The following is a 21,513-nucleotide window of genomic DNA, read 5'->3' on the forward strand; positions in this document are numbered from 1 at the left end:
GCGCTGGATGCTACACGCCCGCACTCCGCGCAGCGATTACACCCCCAGGTACTGCTCCAGCAGCGCGGGCTGCGCCTGCAGCGCGTCGGAGCTGCCCTCGAACACCACCTGGCCCTTGACCAGGATGACATTGCGGTCGGTGATCTGCGTGACGTGTTTCCAGTTCTTGTCCACGATCACGCTGCTGATGCCGCTGTCCTTGATGAGGCTGCAGATGCGCCAGATCTCGCGCGCGATCAGCGGGGCCAGCCCTTCGGTGGCTTCGTCGAGGATGAGCACGTCGGGGTTGGTCATGAGCGCGCGGCCGATGGTGAGCATCTGCTGCTCGCCGCCGCTCAGCTGCTGGCCGCCGTGTCCCAGGCGCTCCTTCAGGCGCGGAAAGGTCTCCAGCACGCGGTCGTAGGTCCAGTCGCGCTGGCCGCGCGTGCCGGCGCGGGCGGCCATCTGCAGGTTCTCCACCACGCTCAGGTTGCCGAAGATGCCGCGGCCTTCGGGCACGTAGGCGATGCCCAGGCGCGCCACTTCGTAGGGCGGCCGGCCGGTCATGTCGCGCCCGGCGACGGTGACGCTGCCCGAGCGCGGCGGCACCAGGCCCATCAGCGACTTGAGCAGCGTGCTCTTGCCCATGCCGTTGCGGCCCATGAGGCCGATGGTTTCGCTGCGGCCCACGCGAAAGTCCACGCCATGCAGGATGTGGCTGGGGCCGTAGAAGGTGTGGATGCCGCGGGCGTCGATCCAGGGGATGTTGCTCATCTCATTGACCCCATTACGCGGCGCACTACCCGCAGCCCGCCAAACTGGCGCGGCCCATGCGCGGGCAGCCGCGCAAGGGCCGCCCCGCCGCGCTGGCTGCGTCCCCCTGCCTGCATTGCGAAGCAATGCGAGAGCGGGGGGAAGGTCCGCAGGGCCTCAGGGGGGTGTTGTTTCAACATCAGTGGTCCTCGCCCAGGTAGGCGGCCTGCACGCCCGCGTCGGCGCGCACCTCGGCGGGTGTGCCGTGGGCGATGACTTCGCCGTTGACCATCACGGTGAGCCGGTCGGCCAGCGCGAACACGGCGTCCATGTCGTGCTCCACCAGCATGATGGCGTGCGCGGGTTTGAGGCGCTGCAGCAGGCCGACCATGCGCTCGGCCTCGGCCACGCCCATGCCGGCCAGCGGTTCGTCGAGCAGCAGCACCTGGGGCTCGGTGGCCAGGGTCATCGCGATCTCCAGCTGGCGCTGCTCGCCGTGGCTCATGGTGCCTGCGATGGCCGTGCGCCGGTCTTTCAGGCCCGACAGCTCCATAGCGCTTTCCAGGCGGGCGTGAAGCGCTCTGTTATTGATAGCGGCGTGGCGCGTGTCCTGCCACCAGCGCAGCGGGTTCCAGGGCTGCTGCGGGTCGCGCGACTGTGCGGCCAGGCGCACGTTCTCGTGCACCGTCAGCGGCATGAAGATGTTGGTCTTCTGGTAGCTGCGTCCCAGGCCCTGGCGCGAGATGCGCTCGGGCGCCCAGCCCGTCACGTCGGTGGTGCCCAGCTGCACCTGGCCCGAGGTGGGCGGCAAGTCGCCCGAGAGCAGGTTGGTCAGTGTGGACTTGCCCGCGCCGTTGGGGCCGATGACCGCATGGATGCGGCCCCGCCACAGCTCCACCGACACGCCGTGGACGGCAGCCAGGCCCCCGAAGCGCTTGGTCAGGTTGCGGGCAGACAGCAACACGTCATCGGCCATGGTGCGTGCCCTCCGGTGCATCGGTTTGCGCCTTGGCCCGGCGCCAGTTCAGCATGCCCAGCAGCCCGCGCGGCGCGGCCAGCACCACCAGCACGATGAAGCTGCCCATCAGCAACTGCCAGTGCTTGGTGATGTCCTTGAACACATGCAGCAGGATCTCGAAAGCAAACGCACCCACGATGGCCCCGGCAAAGTTGCCCATGCCGCCCAGGATGACCATCATGATCGCGTGCGCGCTCATGTGAAAGCCCATGAGCTCGGGGTTCACATAGCCTGTCTGGGCGCCCCACAGGTAGCCCGCCAGCCCCGCCAGGGCGCCGGCCACGGTGAACGCGGTGAGCTTGTAGCCCCGCGTGCCGAAGCCCATGGCGCGCATGCGGTGCTCGTTGATGCGCACGCCCGCCAGCGCCCGGCCCAGCGGGCTCCACAGCAGGCGGCGCAGCAGCACATAGACAATGACGACCAGCGCGAGCGTGAAGTAGTAGAAGGTCTTGCGGCCTTCCAGGTCGAACGGCAGCCAGCCGAAAATGGACGCATCGGGCCGGAAGTTGATGTACAGCCCGTCCGAGCCGCCCAGCACCTTGTTGTCGAAGAACAAATAGAACACCATCTGCGCGAACGCCATCGTGACCATGATGAAGTAGATGCCGTGGGTGCGCACCACGAAGAAGCCGATGACGAGGGCCACCAGCCCCGCGCCCGCCACGGCGAGCGGCAGGGTCCACCACAGGCTCACCGGGGCGTCGGCGGGCGTGAGGAAGGCCAGCGCATACCCGGCCACGCCGAAGTACGCCGCATGGCCCAGCGACACCAGCCCGGTCACGCCCTGCAGCAGGTCCAGGCTCATCGCAAAGATGGCCATGATCAGCATGCGTGTGACCATCTGCACGTAGAAGTCGCTGCCGACGAACGGGAACGCCAGCAGCGCCACCAGGCCCATGGCCAGGACGAACTGCGCGCTGCGGGGCAGCACTTCGATGTTGGAGCGCGGGGTGCTCATTGTTTGAACAAGCCTTCAGGTTTCCACAGCAGCACGGCTGCCATCAGCATGTAGACGAGCATCCCCGCCATCGAGGGCAGCAGCACCTTGCCGAACGTATCCACCAGGCCCACCAGCAGCGCCGCGATCAGCGCGCCGCGCACCGACCCGATGCCGCCGATCACCACCACCACAAAGCACATGATCAGCACCGACGAACCCATGTTGGGGTAGACGCTGGAGATGGGCGCTGCCACCATGCCCGCCACGGCGGCCAGGCCCACGCCGATCGCGAACACGACGGCATGGATGAGCTTGATGTTCACGCCCAGCGACTCCGCCATGTCGCGGTTGAAGGCCCCTGCGCGGATCTTCATGCCCAGCCGGGTTTTGGAGATCAGCAGGTACAGGCCCAGTGCCAGCACGATGCAGACCCCGGAGATGAACAGCCGGTACACCGGGTAGGACAGCGTGTCCGTGAGCGGTATGGACCACTCCAGCATCTTCGGGATGGCCACGCCGTGCACGTCGTCGCCCCACAGGATGGAGCGCAGCTCCTCGAAGATGTAGATGAGGCCAAAGGTCAGCAGCACCTGGTCGAGGTGGTCGCGGTGGTAGAAGTGCCGGAACAGCAGCCACTCCAGCGCCAGGCCGAACACCACGGCCAGCACCGCCCCGCCCAGGATGGCCAGCGTGAGGCCGCCGAAGTAGCCCGACAGCGAATACCCCAGGTAGGCCCCCAGCATGTAGAAGCTGCCATGCGCCAGGTTGACTACGCCCATGATCCCGAAGATCAGCGTGAGGCCGGCGGCCAGCATGAACAGCAGCAGGCCGTACTGCACGCTGTTGAGCAGTTGAATCAGAAAGGTCGCGAAGTCCATGGGCGTGGTGAGGGTGGCGGCGGGTGCAGTGCGGCGGGCAGCTTGCGGGCCTGCGCGGTGGAGTCATCCACGGGTGAGTGTGTCATGGTGCGGTGTGTCCCGCGCAAGGCAGGTAGACGCCCTGGCTCAGCGCCTGCGCGCATGGGCCACGCCCGCGCGCAGGCAGTGCCGTCGTGCACGTAGCGTGCCGAAGAACAAGGGCGGGGCCGCTGCGTCGGGCAGCGTGTCCGCCCACCTCAGCCCATGCGGCAGCCGGCGCCGCTGTCGGCCAGCGCCTTGGCGGCCACGCCGATCACCTTGTTTTCCTTGTTCTCCACGCGGCGCAGGTAGATGTCCTGCACGGGGTTGTGCGACTTGCTCATCGTCCACTTGCCGCGCGGGCTGTCGATGGTGGCGCTTTCCATCGCCTTGATGACGGCGGGCTTGGCAGACAGGTCGCCCTTCACGGCATTGGCGCCCTGCACCAGCAGCAGGCCGGTGTCGTAGCCCTGCACGGCATACACGTCGGGCTGGCTGCGGAAGGCCTTGGCGTATTCCAGTCGGAACTGCTTGTTGCGCGGCGTGTCCAGCGAATCGCTGTAGTGCATGGTGGTGATGATGCCGTCGGCCGCGGGGCCCGCCGCATCGAGCACGCCTTCGGTGAGGAAGCCCGAGCCGTACAGCGGGATCTTGTCCTTGAGGCCTGCGGCCGCGTAGTCCTTGATGAACTTGGCCGCGCCGCCGCCCGCGAAGAAGCAGGCCACTGCGTCCGGCTTGAGCGCGGCGATCTCGGTCAGCAGCGCCTGGAATTCCACGTTGGGGAAGGGCAGGCCCAGTTCCTTCACGATGGTGCCGCCGGCGGCGGTGTAGCTTTGCTTGAAGCCCTCGAAGGCTTCGTCGCCGGCTGCGTACTTCCAGGTGATCCACACGGCCTTCTTGTGGCCCTTTTCGACCATGGCCTTGCCCAGCGCCAGCGTGGGCTGCGAGTTGCTGAACGAAGTGCGGAACACGTTGGGTGCGCACAGCGCGCGGGTGGCGGCATGCACGCCCGCGTTGGGAATCAGGTTGAGCACGCCGGTGTCGCGCGCCACCTTCTGGATGCCCATCTGCACGCCCGAGTGCACGGTGCCGATCAGCACATCCACCTTGTCGCGCTGCACCAGCTTGCTGGCGTTTTCCACGCCCTTGCTGGGCTCGGACTCGTCGTCCACCTTGAACCATTCGATCTCGCGGCCGCCGAGCTTGCCGCCCTGCTGGTCGATGGCCAGGCGCACACCGTTCTCGATGGCCACGCCCAGTTGCGCAAAGGTGCCGGTGTACGGCAGCATGAAGCCGACCCGCACCTTGCCGCTTTGCGCCCGCACGATGGAGGGCAGCAACAGGCCCGTGGATGCGGCGCCCACGAGGGCGGCGCTGCGGCTGATGACGAGTCGGCGGGTGGTCATGGGGCGGGTCTCCTTTGTTTAGGCTTAAAGCAATTTAACCCAAGGCCCTCCTGTAGAAAACTATGGCTTACCCGTACCGATGGCGCAGGTGCGGTTGGTGGGCCGGTGGGCGGTGGTGGACCGGCGTGCGGCCTGGGGCTGCAGCAGAGCCCCCGCTTGAGCGCTGTCCAGCCCAGCGGAGCACAATGCGGGGCCGTTTTTCATGGCCTCCGCAGGCCTGCGAGGCTTGCAGGGCCTGCGGCCTCCTGTGTCGCGACGAGAGGGTGTCGCTCCCCGTCTCAGACTGTTCAATGTCCTCTTCCGAGTCCCGTTCCGCTTCATCGTCCGCCGCCAAGCCCCAGCCCGCTGCCATCACGTCCCGCGCCCGCATCGGGCGCTGGCTGCGCAACTTCTGGCCGGCGCCACTGGGCATCGACGGGCGCGAGCGGCTGCGCTTCATCGTCGGTGCCGTGATGGGCGTTTTCATCACCGCGCTGCTGAGCCGGTGGTGGGCGCAGGGCGTCGGCATTGCGCACGGGCCCTGGATGATTGCTTCGCTGGGTGCCAGTGCCATCCTGGTCTTCGGCATGCCGTCGAGCCCGCTGGCGCAGCCCTGGCCGGTGCTGGGCGGCAGCACGCTGTCGGCCGTGGTCGGCGGGGTGTGCTCGATGCTGGTGCCCGATCCGGCGCTGGCTGGCGCGCTGGCGGTGGGGCTGGCCGTGGCGCTCATGGTGCCGCTGCGCTGCCTGCACCCGCCGGGCGGCGCCATGGCGCTGTATGTGGTGCTGACGGCGGGCGACGGGGTTCATCTGGCCATGTTCCCGATCCTGTTCAACGTGGTCGTGCTGCTGGTGGCGGGCGTGGTCTACAACAGCCTGACCGGGCGCAGCTATCCGCACCCCCAGCGCACGCCGGTGCGTGCCAGCGTGGCGCCTGGTGCTTTTACCGCAGGCGACGTGGATGCGGCGCTGGCGCACTACAACCAGGTGCTGGACGTGAGCCGCGCGGACCTGGAAGGGCTGCTGTACCTCGCCGGGCGGGCAGCGTTCCAGCGCACGCTGGGCGAGGTGCGCTGCGCGGACATCATGTCGAAGCCGCCATTCGCGGTGGAGGCGGGCGTGTCGCTCAAGGACGCCTGGGCCCTGATGCGTGCCCGTCAGATCAAGGCGCTGCCCGTGGTGGACGGGCAGCAACTCGTGACCGGCATCATCACCGTGGCGGACTTCATGCGGCTGGCCAACCTGGAAGTCCACGAGGGCCTGGGCCGGCGCCTGCGTGCGCTGGTGATGGGGCGCGGCGACCAGCCCGGCACGGTGGGCGAGATCATGTCGCACCCCGTGCAGGTGGCCCGCACGGACCAGCACGCCATGGACCTGGTGCCGCTGTTCTCGCACGGTGGCCACCACCACATTCCCATCGTGGACGCCGGCGAACGCCTTGTGGGCGTGATCACCCAGACGGACCTGGTGCGCACGCTGGCCATCGTGGTGCAGGGGCGCGACGGCCCAGCGGGGCAGGGCGGCCCGTCGGACAGCTGTGTGCAGACCGCAGCCCCCACCGCCGCGCCATAGGCAAAAAAAGGGTTCCGCGGTACAATTGACAGGCTTTGCACAGCGCTTTGCCTGTCCACTGACGCCGTCTCCCCCGGCTTTCTGCCTGATCTGCGCCCCGGGTGCAGCGACTCCCACCGCCCGCAATGCACCGTGTGCCGAGTACAACCGGTCACGCCGTAGCTGCCATGGTGGATGCACAAGTAGTCAGGCGCCGATCACAGAATATTTGTTTGAAGAGATAGAACATGGCCAAAGAAGAACTCATTGAAATGCAAGGCTCCGTCACGGAAGTCCTGCCCGACTCGCGCTTTCGCGTCACGCTGGAAAATGGCCATCAACTGATTGCCTACACCGGCGGCAAGATGCGCAAGCACCACATCCGTATCTTGGCGGGCGACAAGGTGTCGCTGGAAATGTCGCCCTACGACCTGAGCAAGGGCCGGATCACCTTCCGCCACCTGGCAGGCCGCGGCCCGGGCCCTGGCGGTAATCGATAACCTGGTGTTCGCGTGCGGTGTGTTGAAAATTTCAAAAAAACCGCAACGAATCCAAAACAGCTGAAATTCCGTTATAGAATACGAGCTGTCGGAGCGTAGCGCAGCCTGGTAGCGCATCTGCTTTGGGAGCAGAGGGTCGCGAGTTCGAATCCCGCCGCTCCGACCAATGTTTGAAGGCCTTGCAGCACATGCTGCAAGGCCTTTTTGCTTTGTGGGCCTGCTTGTCTGTTTCGGATGACAAGCCCGCTTCGGATCGCATGGAGTGCGGGTGCCGCAGGGCAGAATACCGGTTGCACCGTTGCACCGTTGCACCGCTGCACCGTTGCACCGCTGCACCGCGCGTCACCATCCACACCGCGCCGCATGCTGTCTGGTGCCTCCAGGGCCGCTTCAGGGCTGTTGATGGCGCCGTGCTGACCCACTCCGAACACGATGACCCCACCTGTGCCTTCGCCTCCCTTTGTCCTTGCGCCGCGGCAACCCCGTTACGACACGGTGGATGCGTTGCGCGGTCTGGCCATGGTGTGGATGACGGTGTTTCACTTCTGCTTCGACCTGAGCCATCTGGGCTTCTGGCCGCAGAACTTCCGCGCCGACCCGTTCTGGACCTCGCAGCGCACGGTCATCGTGAGCCTCTTTCTCTTTTGCGCAGGCCTGGGGCAGGCCATCGCCTTGCACCAGGGGCAGGGGTGGCCGCGCTTCGGGCGGCGCTGGGGGCAGATCGCGGGCTGTGCCTTGCTGGTCACCGTGGGCTCGGTGGTGATGTTTCCGCAGAGCTTCATCTACTTCGGTGTGCTGCACGGCATGGCCGTCATGCTGCTGGTGGCGCGGCTCACGGCGGGCTGGAGCCGCGGGTTGTGGCTGGCGGGCTTGCTGGCGGTGGCGCTGCCGCCGCTGGCCCATCATCTGCTCACGGGCGCCTGGGCCGACGCAGCGCCCTGGTTCAACAGCCGCTGGCTCAACTGGCTGGGCCTGGTGGGGCGCAAGCCATTCACCGAGGACTATGTGCCCGTGCTGCCCTGGCTGGGCGTGATGTGGTGGGGGCTGGCCAGCGGCCAATGGCTGCTCGCCCGGCGCGGTGCCTGGCTGCAGTGGCGGCTACCGACGGTTCTGCGGCCCTTGGCCTGGCTGGGGCGGTGGAGTCTGAGCTACTACATGGTGCACCAGCCGGTGATGATCGGCGTGTTGATGGCGGTGGCCTGGTGGAGGTCCTAGCGGCCTGAGGCCAGGTTCCTGGGCGTGCCGAAAGTCTTGGCGCAGGAGTCGCGGGGCAGGAGCTTGTGGTGTGAAGGCTTGGCGCTTTGGAGCGGGCCTGGAATGGACATCGATCGGCCTGGACCGACTCGGAACCGGCACAAACGCGGGAGCCCTGCATGTCGGGATTCTCCGCATGATCTCTGGCTGCGCGGGCCGGCGTGGTGCAACGTGATGTGGCCCGACCGCCCATGAAAAAACGCGGCCTGGGCCGCGTTTTTTGGGGGGCAGGCCCGGTAGGCCGAGCCGCTGGCTTCTGGGTTGCCCAGAAGCGCTGTCGATGGATTAGATTACTCGACCTTGGCCTTGGTGCGCAGGTCTTCCTGGAACTTGGCCAGCTTTTGCTGTTGCAGTTGCTGGGCGACCTGGGGCTTCACTTCTTCAAGCTTGGGCAGCTCGGCCTGGCGCACATCGTCCAGGCGGATGATGTGGTAGCCGAACTGGCTCTTCACGGGGGTCTCGGTCATCTTGCCCTTTTGGAGCTTGACCAGGGCTTCGCTGAACTCACCCACGTAGCTCGATGGGTTGGCCCAATCCAGGTCGCCACCCTTGGCGCCAGAACCTGGGTCCTTGGATTGCTTCTTGGCGATGTCTTCGAACTTGGCGCCCTTCTTGATGGAAGCGATGATCGCCTTGGCGTCCGATTCCTTTTCCACCAGGATGTGGCTGGCCTTGTATTCTTTGCCGCTGTTGGCGGCCGCGAACTTGTCGTACTCGGCCTGGATTTCGGCGTCGGTCACGGGGTTGTTCTTTTGGTAGTCGGCGAACAGTTCGCGGATCAGGATGGTCTGGCGTGCCAGTTCCATTTGCGACTTGTAGTCGGCGGAGCCTTCCAGTCCGCGCTTTTGCGCTTCCTGCATGAAGATTTCGCGGGTGATCACTTCTTCCTTGATCTGGCCTTCGATATCGGGCGTCACGGGGCGGCCCGAGCGTTCCACTTGCTGCCTGAGGGCTTCAACGCGCTCTTTGGGCACGGCCTTGCCGTTGACGATGGCCACGTTCTGGGCAAAGGCTGGCAGGGCCACGGTGCCCAGCACGGCAGCGGCGACGAGGCCGGACAGGAGCTGTTTCTTCATGCGGAATCCAAAAATTGAAAGGTTGTTTTTGCGCCAGCTGAAATCCGGCGCCTGGGTAGCTGGGGCCGGTTCAGAGAACTTCAATGGCGAGGGCGTGGACGCCTTGGTCAATAAATTCTTGCAGCGCATCATACACAAGGCGGTGCTGCGCGACCCGGGGCTTGCCTGTAAACAAAGGTGACGAAATGCGCACCCGAAAATGCGTGCCGAAGCCGGTGCCATTGGCCCCGGAATGCCCGGCGTGGGCGGCGCTTTCGTCCAGCACCTCCAGGGCGGTGGGCGTGAGCCGCTGGGCCAGGGTCTGGTGCATCTGCTGCGCTGTGGAGATGGACGTGGTCATGTCGGCGTCCCTCAGGCCACAGGCTCGTCGTTCTTGAGGTGCGGGGCGATGTAGATGCCCTGGCCCACCAGAAAGACCAGCGGAAAGGCGTAGCCCCACAGCTTGAAGTCCACCCACGCCTCGGTGCTGAAGTTGAGCACCACGTAGGCGTTGACGGCCGACATGAAGGCGCAGTAGATGATCCAGGCGACGTTCAGCCGCGTCCAGATGGCGTCGGGCAGCGTCAGCTGGCCGCCCAGCAGCATCTTGAGGAAGTTCTTCTTCAGGATCCACAAGGCCACGGCCAAAGCGATCGACATGGCGCCGTAGAGCACCGTGGGTTTCCACTTGATGAAGCGGTCGTCCTGCAGCACCAGCGTGAGCGTGCCGAACAGCAGGATCAGTACCAGCGTCACCTTGTGCATGGTCTGCAGCCGGCGTTCCATCGCGTAGATCAGGCCCATCTGCACCACGGTGGCGGCCATCAGCACGGCGGTGCCCACGTAGATGCCATAGAACTTGTAGGCCCCGAAGAACAGCAGGATGGGGAAGAAGTCGATCAGAATTTTCATGAAGTCAGGCGAGAGTCTCGGCGGTCAGCCCTTGTCGGTTTCGAAGTCCAGCGACGCCGAGTTCATGCAGTAGCGCAGGCCGGTCGGCGCAGGGCCGTCTTCGAACACGTGGCCCAGGTGGGCCCCGCATTGTGCACACACCGTCTCGGTGCGCACCATGCCGTGGCTGCGGTCCACAATTTCCTTGATGGCGCCGGGCACGGCTTCGGAGAAGCTCGGCCAGCCGCAGCCCGCGTCGAACTTGGTCACCGAGTCGAACAATTTGGCACCGCAGCAGATGCAGTGGTAGCTGCCATCAGCCCAGTGGGCTTCGTACTTGCCGGTGAATGGGCGCTCGGTGGCCGCATGGCGGGTGACCTGGAAGGCCACGGGTTCTGCGCCCTTGTCGCGCAGCACGGCTTGCCATTCGGCGTCGGTTTTTTGTACGGGGTGGGTCATGATGAACAGCTGATCTCGATGGAAGACGCCCAGTCGGGCGGAAAGGCTGCGTAGGCGTCGTGCCCGGGGTGCTCGTCGAAGGGGCGCTCCAGCAGCCGCTGAAGGGTTTGGACTTCGCTGAAGTCGCCAAGTTTCGCAGCGCGGATGGCTTGTTCGCCCAAATGGTTGCGCAGCACGAATTTGGGGTTGGTCTTGAGCATCAAATCGGCTGCTACCGCTGGATCATCCAGCGCAAGTAGCTCTGAATATGATAGCAACCATGCGTCGAACGCCTCGCGGTCGGCAAACAGGTCGCGCACGGGCTCGAAATCGCTGCTGCCCACCGCGTGCGAGAGCCGGCGCCAGAAGATAGGGTAGTCCACGCCGTTCTTGGCCAGCAGCTGCAGGATGCCGTCGATGAGTGCGCCGTCCTGCTCGCGTGCCGTGGGCAAGCCCAGCTTGGCCCGCATGCGGGCCATGAACTCTTCGGGGAACACCGTCTTGTACGACTCCAGCGCCTGCTTGGCCAGCTCTTCGTCGCCGATGAGCGGCAGCAGGGCCTGGGCCAGGCAGAACATGTTCCAGTACGCCACGTTGGGCTGGCGGTTGTAGGCGTAGCGGCCTTGCGTGTCGCTGTGGTTGCACACATGGCCCGGCACGAACGCGTCCAGAAACTGAAACGGCCCGTAGTCGATGGTCAGGCCCAGGATGCTCATGTTGTCGGTGTTCATCACGCCATGGCAAAACCCCACGGCCTGCCACTGCGCCATCAGGCGTGCGGTGCGCTCGCTCACGGCCTGCAGCAGCGCTGCGTAGGCGTTGCCGCCGAGCTCGGCAGTGCCGCGGCATGCGGGGTAGTAGCGGTCGATGACGCAGTCGGCCAGCGCCTGCAGCTGGGGCTCCAGTCCATTGGCGGCAAAGTGCTCGAAGTGGCCAAAGCGCACGAAGCTGGGCGCCACGCGGGTGACCACCGCGGCGGTCTCGACCTCTTCGCGCCGCACGGGGCCGGGCGACCCGGTGATGCACAGCGCGCGCGATGTCGGCACGCCCAGGCCGTGCATGGCCTCGCTGCACAGAAACTCGCGGATGCTGGACCGCAGCACGGCGCGGCCGTCGCCCCCCCGCGAATAGGGCGTGCGGCCGGCGCCCTTGAGCTGCACTTCGTAGCCGCTGGCCGTCTCGCCCAGCAAGATGGCGCGGCCATCGCCCAATTGCCCGGCCCAGACGCCGAACTGGTGGCCGCTGTAGACGCTGGCAAGAGGGCGCGAGCCCGCCAGCAGCGCATTGCCGGTGAACGCCTGCAGCGCCTCGTCGGTGTGCAGCACCGCAGGGTCCAGGCCGATCAGACGCGCCACGTCGGCGCTGCGGCCGACCCAGTGGGGCGCGGGCAGCGGAGTAGGGCGCAGCTCGGTATAAAAATCCGGGCCCAGGGCGGCAAAACCGTGGTTCCAGGCCAGGCCGATGTCGGCAGGGGTTTCGCTGTCGGCGCGCTGATTCATCGTCCGATTGTCTCGCACCGCCGATGCCCCCGAGCCGACAGGGCCATGGGCCGCGCGCCACCGGCCCCGCCGAGCCCCGGCGTGCGCCGCCTTACAGCGCCGTCGTGTCAGGACGCCGCTTCGGGCTCGGGGTGCAGCACCTGCGCGCGGTACTGGCCGGGCGGCATGCCGAACCAGCGCTTGCAGGCGCGAAACAGGTTGCTCTGGTCGGCAAACCCCAGCAGGTCGGCGATCTCGCCCAAGGAGCGCCGCGCATCGCTCAGGTGCTGGCGCGCCAGCTCGCAGCGGGTGTCGTCCAGCAGCTGCTGGTAGCTCACGGATTCGGCCTGCAAACGCCGCTGCAGCGTGCGGTCGGTCAGGTGCAGGCGCGCTGCGATGTCTTCGCGCCGCGGCTCGCCCAGGTGCAGCACGCGCGCGATCTCGGTGCGCACTCGGGTGCTGGCCAGCGTCTGGCCGAGCTGGTCCAGCTCGGACTCCACCATGCGCTCGTGCAGCGCCCACAGGCTGGGGTTGTGCGTGGGGATGGGCGCCAGCAGGTCGGCGTCTGCCAGCAGGAACCGGTTGGCCGGCTGCCCGAACCGTGGCATCACCCCGAAGGCCACGCGGTAACGGGCGTCGTCCTGCGGTGGCGGGGTGGTCAGCTCCACGGCCTGCGGCACCAGGTCGCGCCGGGTCAGCCAGCAGCACAGCGTGAACAAGGTCAGGACCGCGAATTCGATGCGCTGGCGCGGAATGGGCCGGCTGGCGCCTATGTGGCTGATCGCCAGCCAGTGGCCCTGGCCGCGCGGGTCGCGCCGCATCTCGAAGGTGGTGGCGTCCGATATCAAGGCCATGTGCCGCTGCAGGTGCTCGAAGCCGATCAGCAGGTTGGGGCCCGACGCCAGCGCATAGCCCACCAAGTCCACATTGCCGTAGCGCGCCGCCAGGTCCCGCGCCAGGCCCAGGCCGGGGCGGCCGTACCGCGCCGCGGCGGCCTCCCACAGGCGGCTCACGCGGTCCACATCCACACGGGTCTGCTGCTGCAGCAGGGCGGGCAGGTCGATGCCCGCTTCGGTGCACAGGTCTGCGGCAGGCAGGCCTTCGGCTGCAAACATGTCCGCAATGCCGCGAACCCACGCGGCGGAGCTGGTGCGCGGTGTCATGGCCGGGCTGCCGGGTCAGGGTTAACGCGAGGGTGGTGTTCTGAAGTCACTGTTTTGGCACGGTTGCGATAGTGGGCCGATGGCGATGCGTTCACACAATCGTCGCTGAGGTTTGGCCCTGCCGCAAGTGTGACGCTTCAGAGAGGCCCGACCCATTCCTGAAAACCCCCAAGGAGGCAAGACATGGCTGATTTTCAACGCCGCGTGCGCTTTGGCGCCGCCGTGCTGGCAGCATTGATGGGTACGGCCTGCGGCGGCTCCAGCGGCACGCCACCCGAGCTGCGCGAGACCCGCTACGGCGCGGTGCGCGGCACCGACGACAGCGCCACCACCGGCACCTACGCCTGGAAGGGCCTGCCGTTTGCCAAGCCCCCCGTGGGCGACCTGCGCTGGCAACCGCCCGCAGAGCCCGCAGCCTGGACGGGCGAGCGCGATGCCACGCGGTTTGGCAGCGCCTGCCTGCAGATGGGGCGCCTGTACGGCCCCGGCGCCAACAACCGCTTTGACGACACCATCGGCCAGACCCTGGGCACCCCCGTGGGCAACGAAGACTGCCTGACCCTGAACATCTGGCGCCCGGCCAACGGAGACAACAACCTGCCCGTGCTGCTGTTCCTGCACGGCGGCAGCGGCATCTCGGGCTACACAGCCGACCCGGTGTACGACGGCGCGGCACTGGCGCGCAAGGCCAACGCGGTGGTCGTCACGGCCAACTACCGGCTCGATGTGATGGGCTTCTTTCAGCTGCCCGCGCTGCACACCGGCAGCCAGGCGTACAGCGGCAACTACGCGCTGCTGGACAACATCCAGGCGCTGCGCTTCATCCAGGACAACATCGGCCGCTTTGGCGGCAACGCGGGCAACGTCACGCTGATGGGGCAGTCGGCGGGTGCCACCAATGTGCTGGCCCTGCTGACCGCACCGCCAGCCGCAGGTTTGTTCCACAAGGCATTGCCAGTCAGCGCCGGCATCTCGCTGCCCACCAACCTGCCCGCAGGCACCATCCCCACGCTCAACCCGGCCAGCAAATACGCGGCGCAGGCGGGGGCATTGCTGGCGGCCCTGGCACTGGCCGACGGGCTGGCGCCCGACGCGGCAGCGGCGGCTGCGCTGGTGGCGGGCTGGACGCCCGCACACACCGCCAGCTACCTGCGCGGCAAGGACGGCCGCGTGCTGCTGCAGACCGTGCTCAAAGGCGGCCTCACGGGCTCGGGGCCCATCCCGGACGGCGTGGTGATTCCGGTCGACCCGATCGCCGCCATCGGGGCAGGGCGCTACCACAAGGTGCCGGTGCTGTCGGGCTACACGCTGGACGAGGCCAAGCTCTTCGCGCCCTTCCTCGCACTGCTGGGCGGCAAGCCCGGCATGAAGATCAGCGACGCCGAGCGCTTTGCGATGACGCAAAGCTTCAACCCCGATGCGCCCACCGCGCTCACCGCAGCCGACGTCATCGACGCGTCGTACCTGCCCGTCACTGCGCCGGTCACCGGCTACAACGCCCGCATGAAGCTTCTGGGCGCCGCCTTCATCGACCCGAGCCGCGACAACCTGCTCAACACGCTGCGCACCCAGCAGGCCAACGTCTGGAGCTACCAGTTCAACTGGGCCCAGCAGCCCGCGCCCTGGAACGATGTGTACGGCGCAGCCCACGGCTTCGATCTGCCGTTCGTGTTCGGCAACTTCGGCCCTTCGCTGCTGGCCAAGGCCGCCAACAGCACCGCCAACCAGCCGGGACGCATGGCGCTGTCGGGCGTGATGATGGACAGCGTGCGCGCCTTCGTGCACACCGGCAACCCCAACCACGCCGGCCTGGGGCAGGAGTGGCAGGCCTGGCCGCGCAGGTTCATCTTCGACGCGGACCAGAAGGCTGCGCGCCTCAGCGTTCAATAAGCGTGTTCAGTCAGCCTGCCCGGTGATGTCCAAGCCCATGTCCGTTCACGATGCCACCGTGGCGGCAAGGTATGCACTCAGTGCGTCGTCATCCACGATGGCCACCTTGCCGAAGTCCAGAGACACGATGCCCAGCCCTTCCAGCGTTTGCAGCACGCGGTTCACCGTCTGGCGCGACAGGCCGACCAACTGGCCCAGCTCGTCCTGGGTGAGGTTGAGCCGGCGCGTGCTGCGCCAGAACAGCCGGCTCAGGTACAGCGCCACGCGGTGCTCGGTAGACTGGGTGCGGCCCGCCTCGATGATGGTCATGGCCTGGCCCAGGCGCATGTTCAGGTGCAGCACCAGGAACTGGTTGAAGCCCAGGTGCGTCTCGCGCAGTGCGTTGAACAGCGGCAGCGGCAGGCACAGCAAGGTGGTGGGCCGCAGTGCGACCACGTTGTATTTGCGCGGCTCGGGTTTCATGGCCGAGCCCTCGCCGAACCACTCGCCGTCGGGCACGCCGATGAACGCCGACGATCGGCCCTTGCTGGCCGGGCTTTGCAGCATCACCAGGCCCGACAGCACCGCGTACCAGCCCTGCACGGCGCTGCCGGCGGGCATCATCACCGCGCCCTTGTCGCCCTGGGTGGAGAACACCTCGGCCCGCAGCCGCTCTTGCAGGGCTGCGGGCACGCTGGCAAACCAGGGCTGGGCTTCGATGAATCGCTGGGCAGTGGGCGCAAAGCAGAGCATGCGCCGCATTGTCCTTGCACGGCATGGCATGCAGGGTAATCCCTGTGCGTTTGTCTACCGGGCGACAGGTGTTGGCAAGCCCGCGGCCGGGGCGCACACTGCCCCTGCACTGATGGAGTGCGCGCCGCGGGCTGCGGGTTTTCACCACCAGCGTGACACATCCGAAGGCCTGCAGCGCGCTACGATGATCTTTCCATTCACCACCACATCCAAGGAGCCCCCATGCTGGGTCTGATGCAGAGCCAACCGCTCTTGATTTCGTCGCTGATCGAGTTCGCCGAGCGCCACCATGGCGACGCTGAAATCGTCTCGCGCCGGGTCGAGGGCGACATCCACCGCTACACGTACCGAGACCTCGGGGCGCGTGCGCGCCGCCTGGCCCATGCGCTGGATGCCCTGAAGCTGCAGTTCAGCGACCGCGTGGCCACGCTGGCCTGGAACGGCTACCGGCACATGGAGATGTACTTCGGCGTCTCCGGCTCGGGCCGCGTGCTGCACACCGTCAACCCGCGCCTGCACCCCGACCAGATCGCCTGGATCGTCAACCACGCCGAAGACCAGGTGCTGTGCTTTGACCTGACCTTCCTGCCCCTGGTGCAGGCCGTGCACGCCAAGTGCCCCACGGTGAAGAAGTGGGTGGCGCTGTGCGATGCGGACAAGCTGCCGGCAGACTCCGGCGTGCCGGGACTGGCCAGCTACGAAGAGTGGATCGGCGCCTATGCGCCCGACTACGCCTGGCCCGAGTTCGACGAGAACTCCGCGTCCAGCATGTGCTACACCAGCGGCACCACGGGCAACCCCAAGGCCGCGCTGTACAGCCACCGCTCCACCACGCTGCACGCCTACGCCGCGGCGCTGCCCGACGTGATGTGCCTGTCGGCACGCGACTCGGTGCTGCCGGTGGTGCCCATGTTCCACGTCAACGCCTGGGGCATTCCGTACTCGGCCGCGCTCACGGGCTGCAAGCTCGTGTTCCCGGGCCCGGCCATGGACGGCAAATCCATCTACGAACTTATCGAAGCCGAGAAGGTGACCTACGCCGCCGGCGTGCCCACCGTGTGGCAGATGATGCTCGGCCACATGAAGCCCGCGGGCCTCAAGTTCTCCACGCTGCGCCGCACCGTCATCGGCGGCTCGGCCTGCCCGCCCGCCATGATCCATGCGTTCAAGGAAGACTACGGCGTCGAAGTGCTGCACGCCTGGGGCATGACCGAGATGAGCCCGTTGGGCACGCTGTGCACCCTGAAGAACAAGCACCTGGCGCTCTCCAAGGACGAGCAGATGAAGGTCCTGCAAAAGCAGGGCCGCGCGATCTACGGCGTGGACATGAAGATCGTGGGCGGTGACGGGGCCGAACTGCCGTGGGACGGCAAGACCTACGGCGACCTGCTGGTCAAGGGCCCGTGGATCGTGGACAGCTACTTCAAGGGCGAGGGCGGCAACCCGCTCGTCAAGGACGCGCAGGGCCGCGGCTGGTTCCCCACGGGCGACGTGGCCACCATCGACGCCGACGGCTTCATGCAGATCACCGACCGCAGCAAGGACGTGATCAAGTCCGGCGGCGAGTGGATCAGCTCCATCGACATCGAGAACATCGCGATGGCGCACCCGGCGATTGCCATGGCCGCCTGTGTGGGCATGCCGCACCCCAAGTGGGACGAGCGCCCCATCGTCGCCGTGGTCAAGCGCCCCGGCACCGAGGTCACGCGCGAAGAGCTGCTGGCCTTCTACGAAGGCAAGACCGCCAAGTGGCAGATCCCCGATGACGTCGTGTTCGTCGACGCTATTCCACTGGGCGCCACCGGCAAGATGCTCAAGACCAGATTGCGCGAGCAATTGAAGAATTACAAGCTTCCGGGCCTGTGATGAAGACGGGCCCCGCGCTCGGGGGAGCGCGGGGCCAGTCGCGTGTGCGACGCTGGTAGGGGCAATCCCTGAGCATCGCTTTGTTGCAACGCGGTACGCTGCGTTTTATATATTTACAAGGAGACAAGACCATGAAGTTCGCTATTAAGGCTGTAGCAGCCTCGGTAATCCTGGCAAGTGCTGGCGGGGCGTTCGCTCAAAAGGGCGAGACCGTCAAGATCGCCTGGCTCGACCCGCTTTCCGGCCTGATGGCGGCCGTGGGAACCAACCAGCTCAAGAGCTTCCAGTTCATCGCTGAAGAGTTCAACAAGAAGAACGCCGCAGGGGTCAAGTACGAGATCATCGGCATCGACAACAAGCTCAGCCCGCAAGAGACCACCAGCGCGCTGCGCTCGGCCATGGACCAGGGCGCACGCTACGTGGTGCAGGGCAACGGCTCCGGCCCGGCCCTGGCCATCATGGACGCGCTGGAAAAGCACAACGCCCGCAACCCCGGCAAGGAAGTCCTCTTCCTGAACTACGCCGCGGTGGACCCCGACCTCACCAACAGCAAGTGCAGCTACTGGCACTTCCGCCTGGACGCGGACACCTCCATGAAGATGGAAGCCCTGACCACGTACATGAAGGACATGCCCGAGGTCAAGAAGGTCTACCTGATCAACCAGAACTACGCGCACGGCCACCAGGTCGCCAAGTACGCCAAGGAAATGATGGGCCGCAAGCGCCCTGACGTGCAGTTCGTCGGCGACGACCTGCACCCGCTGGCCCAGGTGCGCGACTTCGCGCCCTACATCGCCAAGATCAAGCAGTCGGGCGCCGACAGCGTGATCACCGGCAACTGGGGTTCCGACCTGGCGCTGCTCATCAAGGCCGCCAACGACGCGGGCCTGAACAACGTCAACTTCTACACCTACTACGGCTCGGTCACCGGCAGCCCCACCGCGATGGGCTCGGCCGCCGCAGGCCGTGTGTACATGGTGGCCTACGCCCACATGAACCTGCCCGGCGAGATCAACAAGATCGTGGTGGACTACAAGAAGAAATTCAACGACGACATGTACACCGGTGCGGTCTACCACGCCTTCACCATGCTGTCCGAAGGCTTTGCCAAGGCCAAGTCCACCGACCCCGTCAAGGTGGCCGCGGTGTTCGAAGGCATGAAGTTCAAGAGCTTCAACGGCGAGGTCGAGATGCGCAAGACGGACCACCAGCTGCAGCAGGGCCTGTTCATCTCCAAGTGGGAGAAGGCTGGCGGCAAGTACCCGCTCGATTCGGAGAACACCGGCTACACCTTCGTGCCCGTGAAGTACTACGAGCCCTATGTGGCCAGCACGCCCTCCTCGTGCCAGATGAAGCGTCCGTAAACCCTGCGCAATCGCTTCGAGGCCCGAGCCACTCGGGCCTCTTTTTTTACCCCTGCAGTGAAAAATTCCAATGAATACTGAGTTTTTCGTGATCTCGCTGCTGAACGGCGTGAGCTACGGGCTCCTGCTGTTCATGCTCAGTTCGGGCCTCACGCTGATCTTCAGCATGATGGGTGTGCTCAACTTTGCGCACACCAGCTTCTACATGCTGGGAGCCTATTTCGCGTTCACCATCTCCGGACTGGTGGGCTTCTGGCCGGCGCTCGTGATTGCGCCGCTGGTGGTGTTTGCACTGGGTGCCGCGTTCGAGCGCTATTGCCTGCGCCGCGTGCACAAGTTCGGCCACGTGCCGGAGCTGCTCGTCACGTTCGGGCTCTCGTACCTCATTCTGGAAGTGGTGCAGCTCGTGTGGGGCCGCTCGACGGTGCCCTACGGCCTGCCCACGCAACTGCAGGGCCCCCTGTTTTCGCTGTACGGCACGCAGTTCCCCAAGTCGCGCTCGTTCGTGATGCTGGTCGCGCTGCTGATGCTGGTGTCGGTGTGGCTGCTGCTCACCCGCACGCGCATCGGCCTCGTGATCCAGGCGGCGCTCAAGTACCCGCACATGGTGGAGGCGCTGGGCCACAACGTGCCGCGCGTGTTCATGCTCGTGTTCGGCGGCGGCGCGGCCCTGGCGGGCCTGGCGGGGGTGATCGGCGGCAACACCTACGTCACCGAGCCCGCCATGGCGGCGTCGGTGGGCTCCATCATCTTCGTGGTGGTGGTGGTGGGCGGCATGGGCTCACTGGCGGGGGCCTTCCTCGCGTCGCTGCTCATCGGGCTGGTACAGACCTTTGCCGTGGCGCTCGACTATTCGCTCATCCATGTGTTCAAGGCGGTGGGCGTGGCCGTCACCGACCAGACCTTCGGCTACCCGCTGCTCAAGCTCACCATCTCGCAGGTGGCGCCCATCCTGCCGTACCTGTTCCTCGTGCTGATCCTGATCTTCAGGCCCAAGGGCCTGCTAGGCACGCGGGAGGACTGAAGCCATGAATTCCAATTCGACACCTACCACCACTGGCTCCGGCGCCAGCTCCTACTACCGGTTCAAGCCCTGGAACGTGGGCCGATTCGTCATCTGGACGCTGTTCGCAGCCATGCTCATCGTCGCGCCTATGCTGTTTCGCAGCAGCCTGGCGCTGACGATGCTGTCGCAAATCGGCTACCTGATCATCATCTGCCTGTCGTACAACATCCTGCTGGGGCAGGGCGGCATGCTGAGTTTCGGCCATGCGGTCTACACCGGGCTGGGCTCGTTCATCGCCATCCACGCGATGAACATGGCCACCAAGGGCACGGTCAACATTCCGCTGGTGCTCATCCCGCTGGTGGGCGGCCTGGCCGGCGCGTTCTTCGCCATCATCCTGGGCTTCGTCACCACCAAGAAGTCGGGCACCACGTTCGCCATGATCACGCTCGGTATCGGCGAGCTGGTGGCGTCCATGGCGCTGATGTTCCCCGAGTTCTTCGGCGGCGAAGGCGGCATCACCACCGACCGCACGTACGGCAAGGCCTTCTTCGGCCTGAACTTCGGCTCGGGCATGCAGGTGTACTACCTGATCGCGGCCTACTGCTTCGTGTGCACCGCGGCGATGTTCGCCTTCACCGGCACGCCGCTCGGCCGCATCCTGAATGCGGTGCGCGACAACCCCGAGCGCGTGGAGTTCATCGGCTACAACACGCAGCGCGTGCGCTACTTCGCGTTCATCATCGCGGGCTTTTTTGCAGGCATCGGCGGGGGCCTGGCCACCATCAACTTCGAGATCATCACCGGCGCCGACAGCCTGAGCGTGATCCGCTCGGGCGGCTACCTGCTGTTCACCTTCCTGGGCGGGGCCACGTTCTTCTTCGGGCCCATCATCGGTGCGGTGCTGCTGGTGCTGGCCTCGGTGCTGCTGTCCGAGCTGTCCAAGGCCTGGCTGCTGTACCTGGGCCTCGTGTTCCTGTTCATGGTGATGTATGCGCCCGGCGGCATCGCCAGCCTGATCATGATGAACCTGCGCCTGGCCAAGTACGGCAAGCTGCGCCAGTTGGGCACTTCGTACCTGGCGCTCGCCGGCACCGCGCTGGTGGGCGTGCTGGGGGCGGCCTGCATGATCGAGATGACTTACCACCTGCAACTGAACGCGGCACTCGGGCCGGAGCTGACCTTCCTGGGCGCCACGCTCAACGCCAAGGGCTTTGCCAGCTGGTTCGGCGCCATCTTCGTGATGGTCACGGGCTTCGGGCTGTTCGAGCTGTGCCGTCGCCAGTTCCTGCGCCAGTGGGGCACGATCCAGGAAGAAATCGAACACCACATCAAGCGTACGGAGGCGCTGTGAA

General features: G+C 66.2%; 20 protein-coding genes and 1 tRNA gene. 9 read left to right on the plus strand and 12 right to left on the minus strand.

Annotated elements, in window-relative coordinates:
* Positions 1–36 precede the first annotated feature (36 nt).
* The 5 genes from ACSQ3D_RS18750 to ACSQ3D_RS18770 all read right to left on the minus strand — a co-directional run bounded on the left by ACSQ3D_RS18750 (position 37) and on the right by ACSQ3D_RS18770 (position 4,992).
* Entirely contained in the window at positions 37–753 is a 717-nt protein-coding gene (locus ACSQ3D_RS18750; RefSeq protein WP_056419408.1) for an ABC transporter ATP-binding protein, read from the minus strand.
* A 178-nt stretch (positions 754–931) separates the two neighbouring features.
* Positions 932–1,708, minus strand: coding sequence for an ABC transporter ATP-binding protein (locus ACSQ3D_RS18755; RefSeq protein ID WP_396505267.1), 777 nt, complete (start codon positions 1,706–1,708; stop codon positions 932–934).
* Positions 1,698–2,708 (minus strand): branched-chain amino acid ABC transporter permease, encoded by a 1,011-nt coding sequence (locus ACSQ3D_RS18760; protein WP_436127890.1) that lies wholly within the window; start codon positions 2,706–2,708, stop codon positions 1,698–1,700. The genes ACSQ3D_RS18755 and ACSQ3D_RS18760 overlap by 11 nt, the downstream gene beginning before the upstream one ends.
* Complete coding sequence (locus tag ACSQ3D_RS18765; RefSeq protein ID WP_436127891.1) at positions 2,705–3,568, minus strand: branched-chain amino acid ABC transporter permease; 864 nt, start codon at positions 3,566–3,568, stop codon at positions 2,705–2,707. The genes ACSQ3D_RS18760 and ACSQ3D_RS18765 overlap by 4 nt, the downstream gene beginning before the upstream one ends.
* Positions 3,569–3,804: 236 nt before the next feature.
* Entirely contained in the window at positions 3,805–4,992 is a 1,188-nt protein-coding gene (locus ACSQ3D_RS18770) for an ABC transporter substrate-binding protein (protein ID WP_056165384.1), read from the minus strand.
* 290 nt (positions 4,993–5,282) lie between these two features.
* Here ACSQ3D_RS18770 and ACSQ3D_RS18775 point away from each other — a divergent pair, with 290 nt between their 5' ends.
* The 4 genes from ACSQ3D_RS18775 to ACSQ3D_RS18790 all read left to right on the plus strand — a co-directional run bounded on the left by ACSQ3D_RS18775 (position 5,283) and on the right by ACSQ3D_RS18790 (position 8,236).
* Positions 5,283–6,542, plus strand: a complete 1,260-nt coding sequence (locus tag ACSQ3D_RS18775; protein ID WP_436127892.1) for an HPP family protein — start codon at positions 5,283–5,285, stop codon at positions 6,540–6,542.
* A 227-nt stretch (positions 6,543–6,769) separates the two neighbouring features.
* Entirely contained in the window at positions 6,770–7,021 is a 252-nt protein-coding gene (gene infA, locus ACSQ3D_RS18780) for a translation initiation factor IF-1 (RefSeq protein WP_056165388.1), read from the plus strand.
* 89 nt (positions 7,022–7,110) lie between these two features.
* Positions 7,111–7,187, plus strand: a tRNA-Pro gene (locus ACSQ3D_RS18785).
* 266 nt (positions 7,188–7,453) lie between these two features.
* Positions 7,454–8,236 carry a heparan-alpha-glucosaminide N-acetyltransferase gene (locus ACSQ3D_RS18790; protein ID WP_436127893.1) on the plus strand — a complete coding sequence of 261 codons (783 nt, stop codon included), beginning with the start codon at positions 7,454–7,456 and terminating at the stop codon, positions 8,234–8,236.
* Between the two features lie 329 nt (positions 8,237–8,565).
* Here the strand turns inward: ACSQ3D_RS18790 and ACSQ3D_RS18795 are convergent, their stop codons facing one another.
* The 6 genes from ACSQ3D_RS18795 to ACSQ3D_RS18820 form a co-directional block, all read right to left on the minus strand.
* A complete protein-coding gene (locus ACSQ3D_RS18795) occupies positions 8,566–9,351 on the minus strand; it encodes a peptidylprolyl isomerase (protein WP_056419427.1) in 786 nt (261 codons plus the stop codon).
* Between the two features lie 70 nt (positions 9,352–9,421).
* On the minus strand, positions 9,422–9,691 hold the full coding sequence (locus ACSQ3D_RS18800) for a BolA family protein (RefSeq protein WP_436127894.1): 270 nt from the start codon (positions 9,689–9,691) through the stop codon (positions 9,422–9,424).
* Positions 9,692–9,702: 11 nt separating this feature from the next.
* Entirely contained in the window at positions 9,703–10,242 is a 540-nt protein-coding gene (locus ACSQ3D_RS18805) for a septation protein A (RefSeq protein WP_056419435.1), read from the minus strand.
* Between the two features lie 24 nt (positions 10,243–10,266).
* The gene (msrB, locus tag ACSQ3D_RS18810) at positions 10,267–10,680 is read right to left on the minus strand and encodes a peptide-methionine (R)-S-oxide reductase MsrB (protein ID WP_056419437.1); all 414 of its coding nucleotides are present in this window, start codon (positions 10,678–10,680) and stop codon (positions 10,267–10,269) included.
* Positions 10,677–12,158: a protein adenylyltransferase SelO gene (locus tag ACSQ3D_RS18815; protein ID WP_436127895.1), complete on the minus strand. Its 1,482-nt coding sequence runs from the start codon at positions 12,156–12,158 to the stop codon at positions 10,677–10,679. The genes msrB and ACSQ3D_RS18815 overlap by 4 nt, the downstream gene beginning before the upstream one ends.
* Positions 12,159–12,265: 107 nt before the next feature.
* The gene (locus tag ACSQ3D_RS18820) at positions 12,266–13,300 is read right to left on the minus strand and encodes an AraC family transcriptional regulator (protein ID WP_436127896.1); all 1,035 of its coding nucleotides are present in this window, start codon (positions 13,298–13,300) and stop codon (positions 12,266–12,268) included.
* A 237-nt stretch (positions 13,301–13,537) separates the two neighbouring features.
* Here ACSQ3D_RS18820 and ACSQ3D_RS18825 point away from each other — a divergent pair, with 237 nt between their 5' ends.
* Positions 13,538–15,190 carry a carboxylesterase/lipase family protein gene (locus ACSQ3D_RS18825; protein WP_436127926.1) on the plus strand — a complete coding sequence of 551 codons (1,653 nt, stop codon included), beginning with the start codon at positions 13,538–13,540 and terminating at the stop codon, positions 15,188–15,190.
* A gap of 45 nt (positions 15,191–15,235) precedes the next feature.
* Here the strand turns inward: ACSQ3D_RS18825 and ACSQ3D_RS18830 are convergent, their stop codons facing one another.
* Positions 15,236–15,922 carry a Crp/Fnr family transcriptional regulator gene (locus ACSQ3D_RS18830; protein ID WP_436127897.1) on the minus strand — a complete coding sequence of 229 codons (687 nt, stop codon included), beginning with the start codon at positions 15,920–15,922 and terminating at the stop codon, positions 15,236–15,238.
* A gap of 222 nt (positions 15,923–16,144) precedes the next feature.
* Between ACSQ3D_RS18830 and ACSQ3D_RS18835 the strand changes: the two genes are divergently transcribed.
* The 4 genes from ACSQ3D_RS18835 (at position 16,145) to ACSQ3D_RS18850 (ending at position 21,512) form a co-directional block, all read left to right on the plus strand.
* On the plus strand, positions 16,145–17,788 hold the full coding sequence (locus tag ACSQ3D_RS18835; RefSeq protein WP_436127898.1) for a 3-(methylthio)propionyl-CoA ligase: 1,644 nt from the start codon (positions 16,145–16,147) through the stop codon (positions 17,786–17,788).
* 131 nt (positions 17,789–17,919) lie between these two features.
* The gene (locus tag ACSQ3D_RS18840) at positions 17,920–19,152 is read left to right on the plus strand and encodes a branched-chain amino acid ABC transporter substrate-binding protein (protein WP_056165409.1); all 1,233 of its coding nucleotides are present in this window, start codon (positions 17,920–17,922) and stop codon (positions 19,150–19,152) included.
* A gap of 70 nt (positions 19,153–19,222) precedes the next feature.
* A complete protein-coding gene (locus ACSQ3D_RS18845) occupies positions 19,223–20,176 on the plus strand; it encodes a branched-chain amino acid ABC transporter permease (protein WP_056165411.1) in 954 nt (317 codons plus the stop codon).
* A 4-nt stretch (positions 20,177–20,180) separates the two neighbouring features.
* Positions 20,181–21,512 (plus strand): branched-chain amino acid ABC transporter permease, encoded by a 1,332-nt coding sequence (locus tag ACSQ3D_RS18850; RefSeq protein WP_396505258.1) that lies wholly within the window; start codon positions 20,181–20,183, stop codon positions 21,510–21,512.
* The last annotated feature ends 1 nt before the right edge of the window (position 21,513 follow it).

The sequence above is a fragment of the Acidovorax sp. LjRoot117 genome (genome assembly GCF_964252695.1).
GTDB lineage: Bacteria > Pseudomonadota > Gammaproteobacteria > Burkholderiales > Burkholderiaceae_C > Acidovorax.

What these genes read in the sequence shown, in the direction of transcription:
- ACSQ3D_RS18760 (WP_436127890.1), bottom strand. Translation starts at nt 2,708, where the DNA reads ATGAGCACCCCGCGCTCCAACATCGAAGTGCTGCCCCGCAGCGCGCAG.
- ACSQ3D_RS18775 (WP_436127892.1), top strand. Translation starts at nt 5,283, where the DNA reads ATGTCCTCTTCCGAGTCCCGTTCCGCTTCATCGTCCGCCGCCAAGCCC.
- ACSQ3D_RS18845 (WP_056165411.1), top strand. Translation starts at nt 19,223, where the DNA reads ATGAATACTGAGTTTTTCGTGATCTCGCTGCTGAACGGCGTGAGCTAC.
- ACSQ3D_RS18840 (WP_056165409.1), top strand. Translation starts at nt 17,920, where the DNA reads ATGAAGTTCGCTATTAAGGCTGTAGCAGCCTCGGTAATCCTGGCAAGT.
- ACSQ3D_RS18765 (WP_436127891.1), bottom strand. Translation starts at nt 3,568, where the DNA reads ATGGACTTCGCGACCTTTCTGATTCAACTGCTCAACAGCGTGCAGTAC.
- ACSQ3D_RS18800 (WP_436127894.1), bottom strand. Translation starts at nt 9,691, where the DNA reads ATGACCACGTCCATCTCCACAGCGCAGCAGATGCACCAGACCCTGGCC.
- ACSQ3D_RS18805 (WP_056419435.1), bottom strand. Translation starts at nt 10,242, where the DNA reads ATGAAAATTCTGATCGACTTCTTCCCCATCCTGCTGTTCTTCGGGGCC.
- ACSQ3D_RS18815 (WP_436127895.1), bottom strand. Translation starts at nt 12,158, where the DNA reads ATGAATCAGCGCGCCGACAGCGAAACCCCTGCCGACATCGGCCTGGCC.
- ACSQ3D_RS18820 (WP_436127896.1), bottom strand. Translation starts at nt 13,300, where the DNA reads ATGACACCGCGCACCAGCTCCGCCGCGTGGGTTCGCGGCATTGCGGAC.
- ACSQ3D_RS18825 (WP_436127926.1), top strand. Translation starts at nt 13,538, where the DNA reads ATGGGTACGGCCTGCGGCGGCTCCAGCGGCACGCCACCCGAGCTGCGC.
- infA (WP_056165388.1), top strand. Translation starts at nt 6,770, where the DNA reads ATGGCCAAAGAAGAACTCATTGAAATGCAAGGCTCCGTCACGGAAGTC.
- ACSQ3D_RS18755 (WP_396505267.1), bottom strand. Translation starts at nt 1,708, where the DNA reads ATGGCCGATGACGTGTTGCTGTCTGCCCGCAACCTGACCAAGCGCTTC.
- msrB (WP_056419437.1), bottom strand. Translation starts at nt 10,680, where the DNA reads ATGACCCACCCCGTACAAAAAACCGACGCCGAATGGCAAGCCGTGCTG.
- ACSQ3D_RS18770 (WP_056165384.1), bottom strand. Translation starts at nt 4,992, where the DNA reads ATGACCACCCGCCGACTCGTCATCAGCCGCAGCGCCGCCCTCGTGGGC.
- ACSQ3D_RS18790 (WP_436127893.1), top strand. Translation starts at nt 7,454, where the DNA reads ATGACCCCACCTGTGCCTTCGCCTCCCTTTGTCCTTGCGCCGCGGCAA.
- ACSQ3D_RS18850 (WP_396505258.1), top strand. Translation starts at nt 20,181, where the DNA reads ATGAATTCCAATTCGACACCTACCACCACTGGCTCCGGCGCCAGCTCC.
- ACSQ3D_RS18795 (WP_056419427.1), bottom strand. Translation starts at nt 9,351, where the DNA reads ATGAAGAAACAGCTCCTGTCCGGCCTCGTCGCCGCTGCCGTGCTGGGC.
- ACSQ3D_RS18750 (WP_056419408.1), bottom strand. Translation starts at nt 753, where the DNA reads ATGAGCAACATCCCCTGGATCGACGCCCGCGGCATCCACACCTTCTAC.
- ACSQ3D_RS18835 (WP_436127898.1), top strand. Translation starts at nt 16,145, where the DNA reads ATGCTGGGTCTGATGCAGAGCCAACCGCTCTTGATTTCGTCGCTGATC.
- ACSQ3D_RS18830 (WP_436127897.1), bottom strand. Translation starts at nt 15,922, where the DNA reads ATGCTCTGCTTTGCGCCCACTGCCCAGCGATTCATCGAAGCCCAGCCC.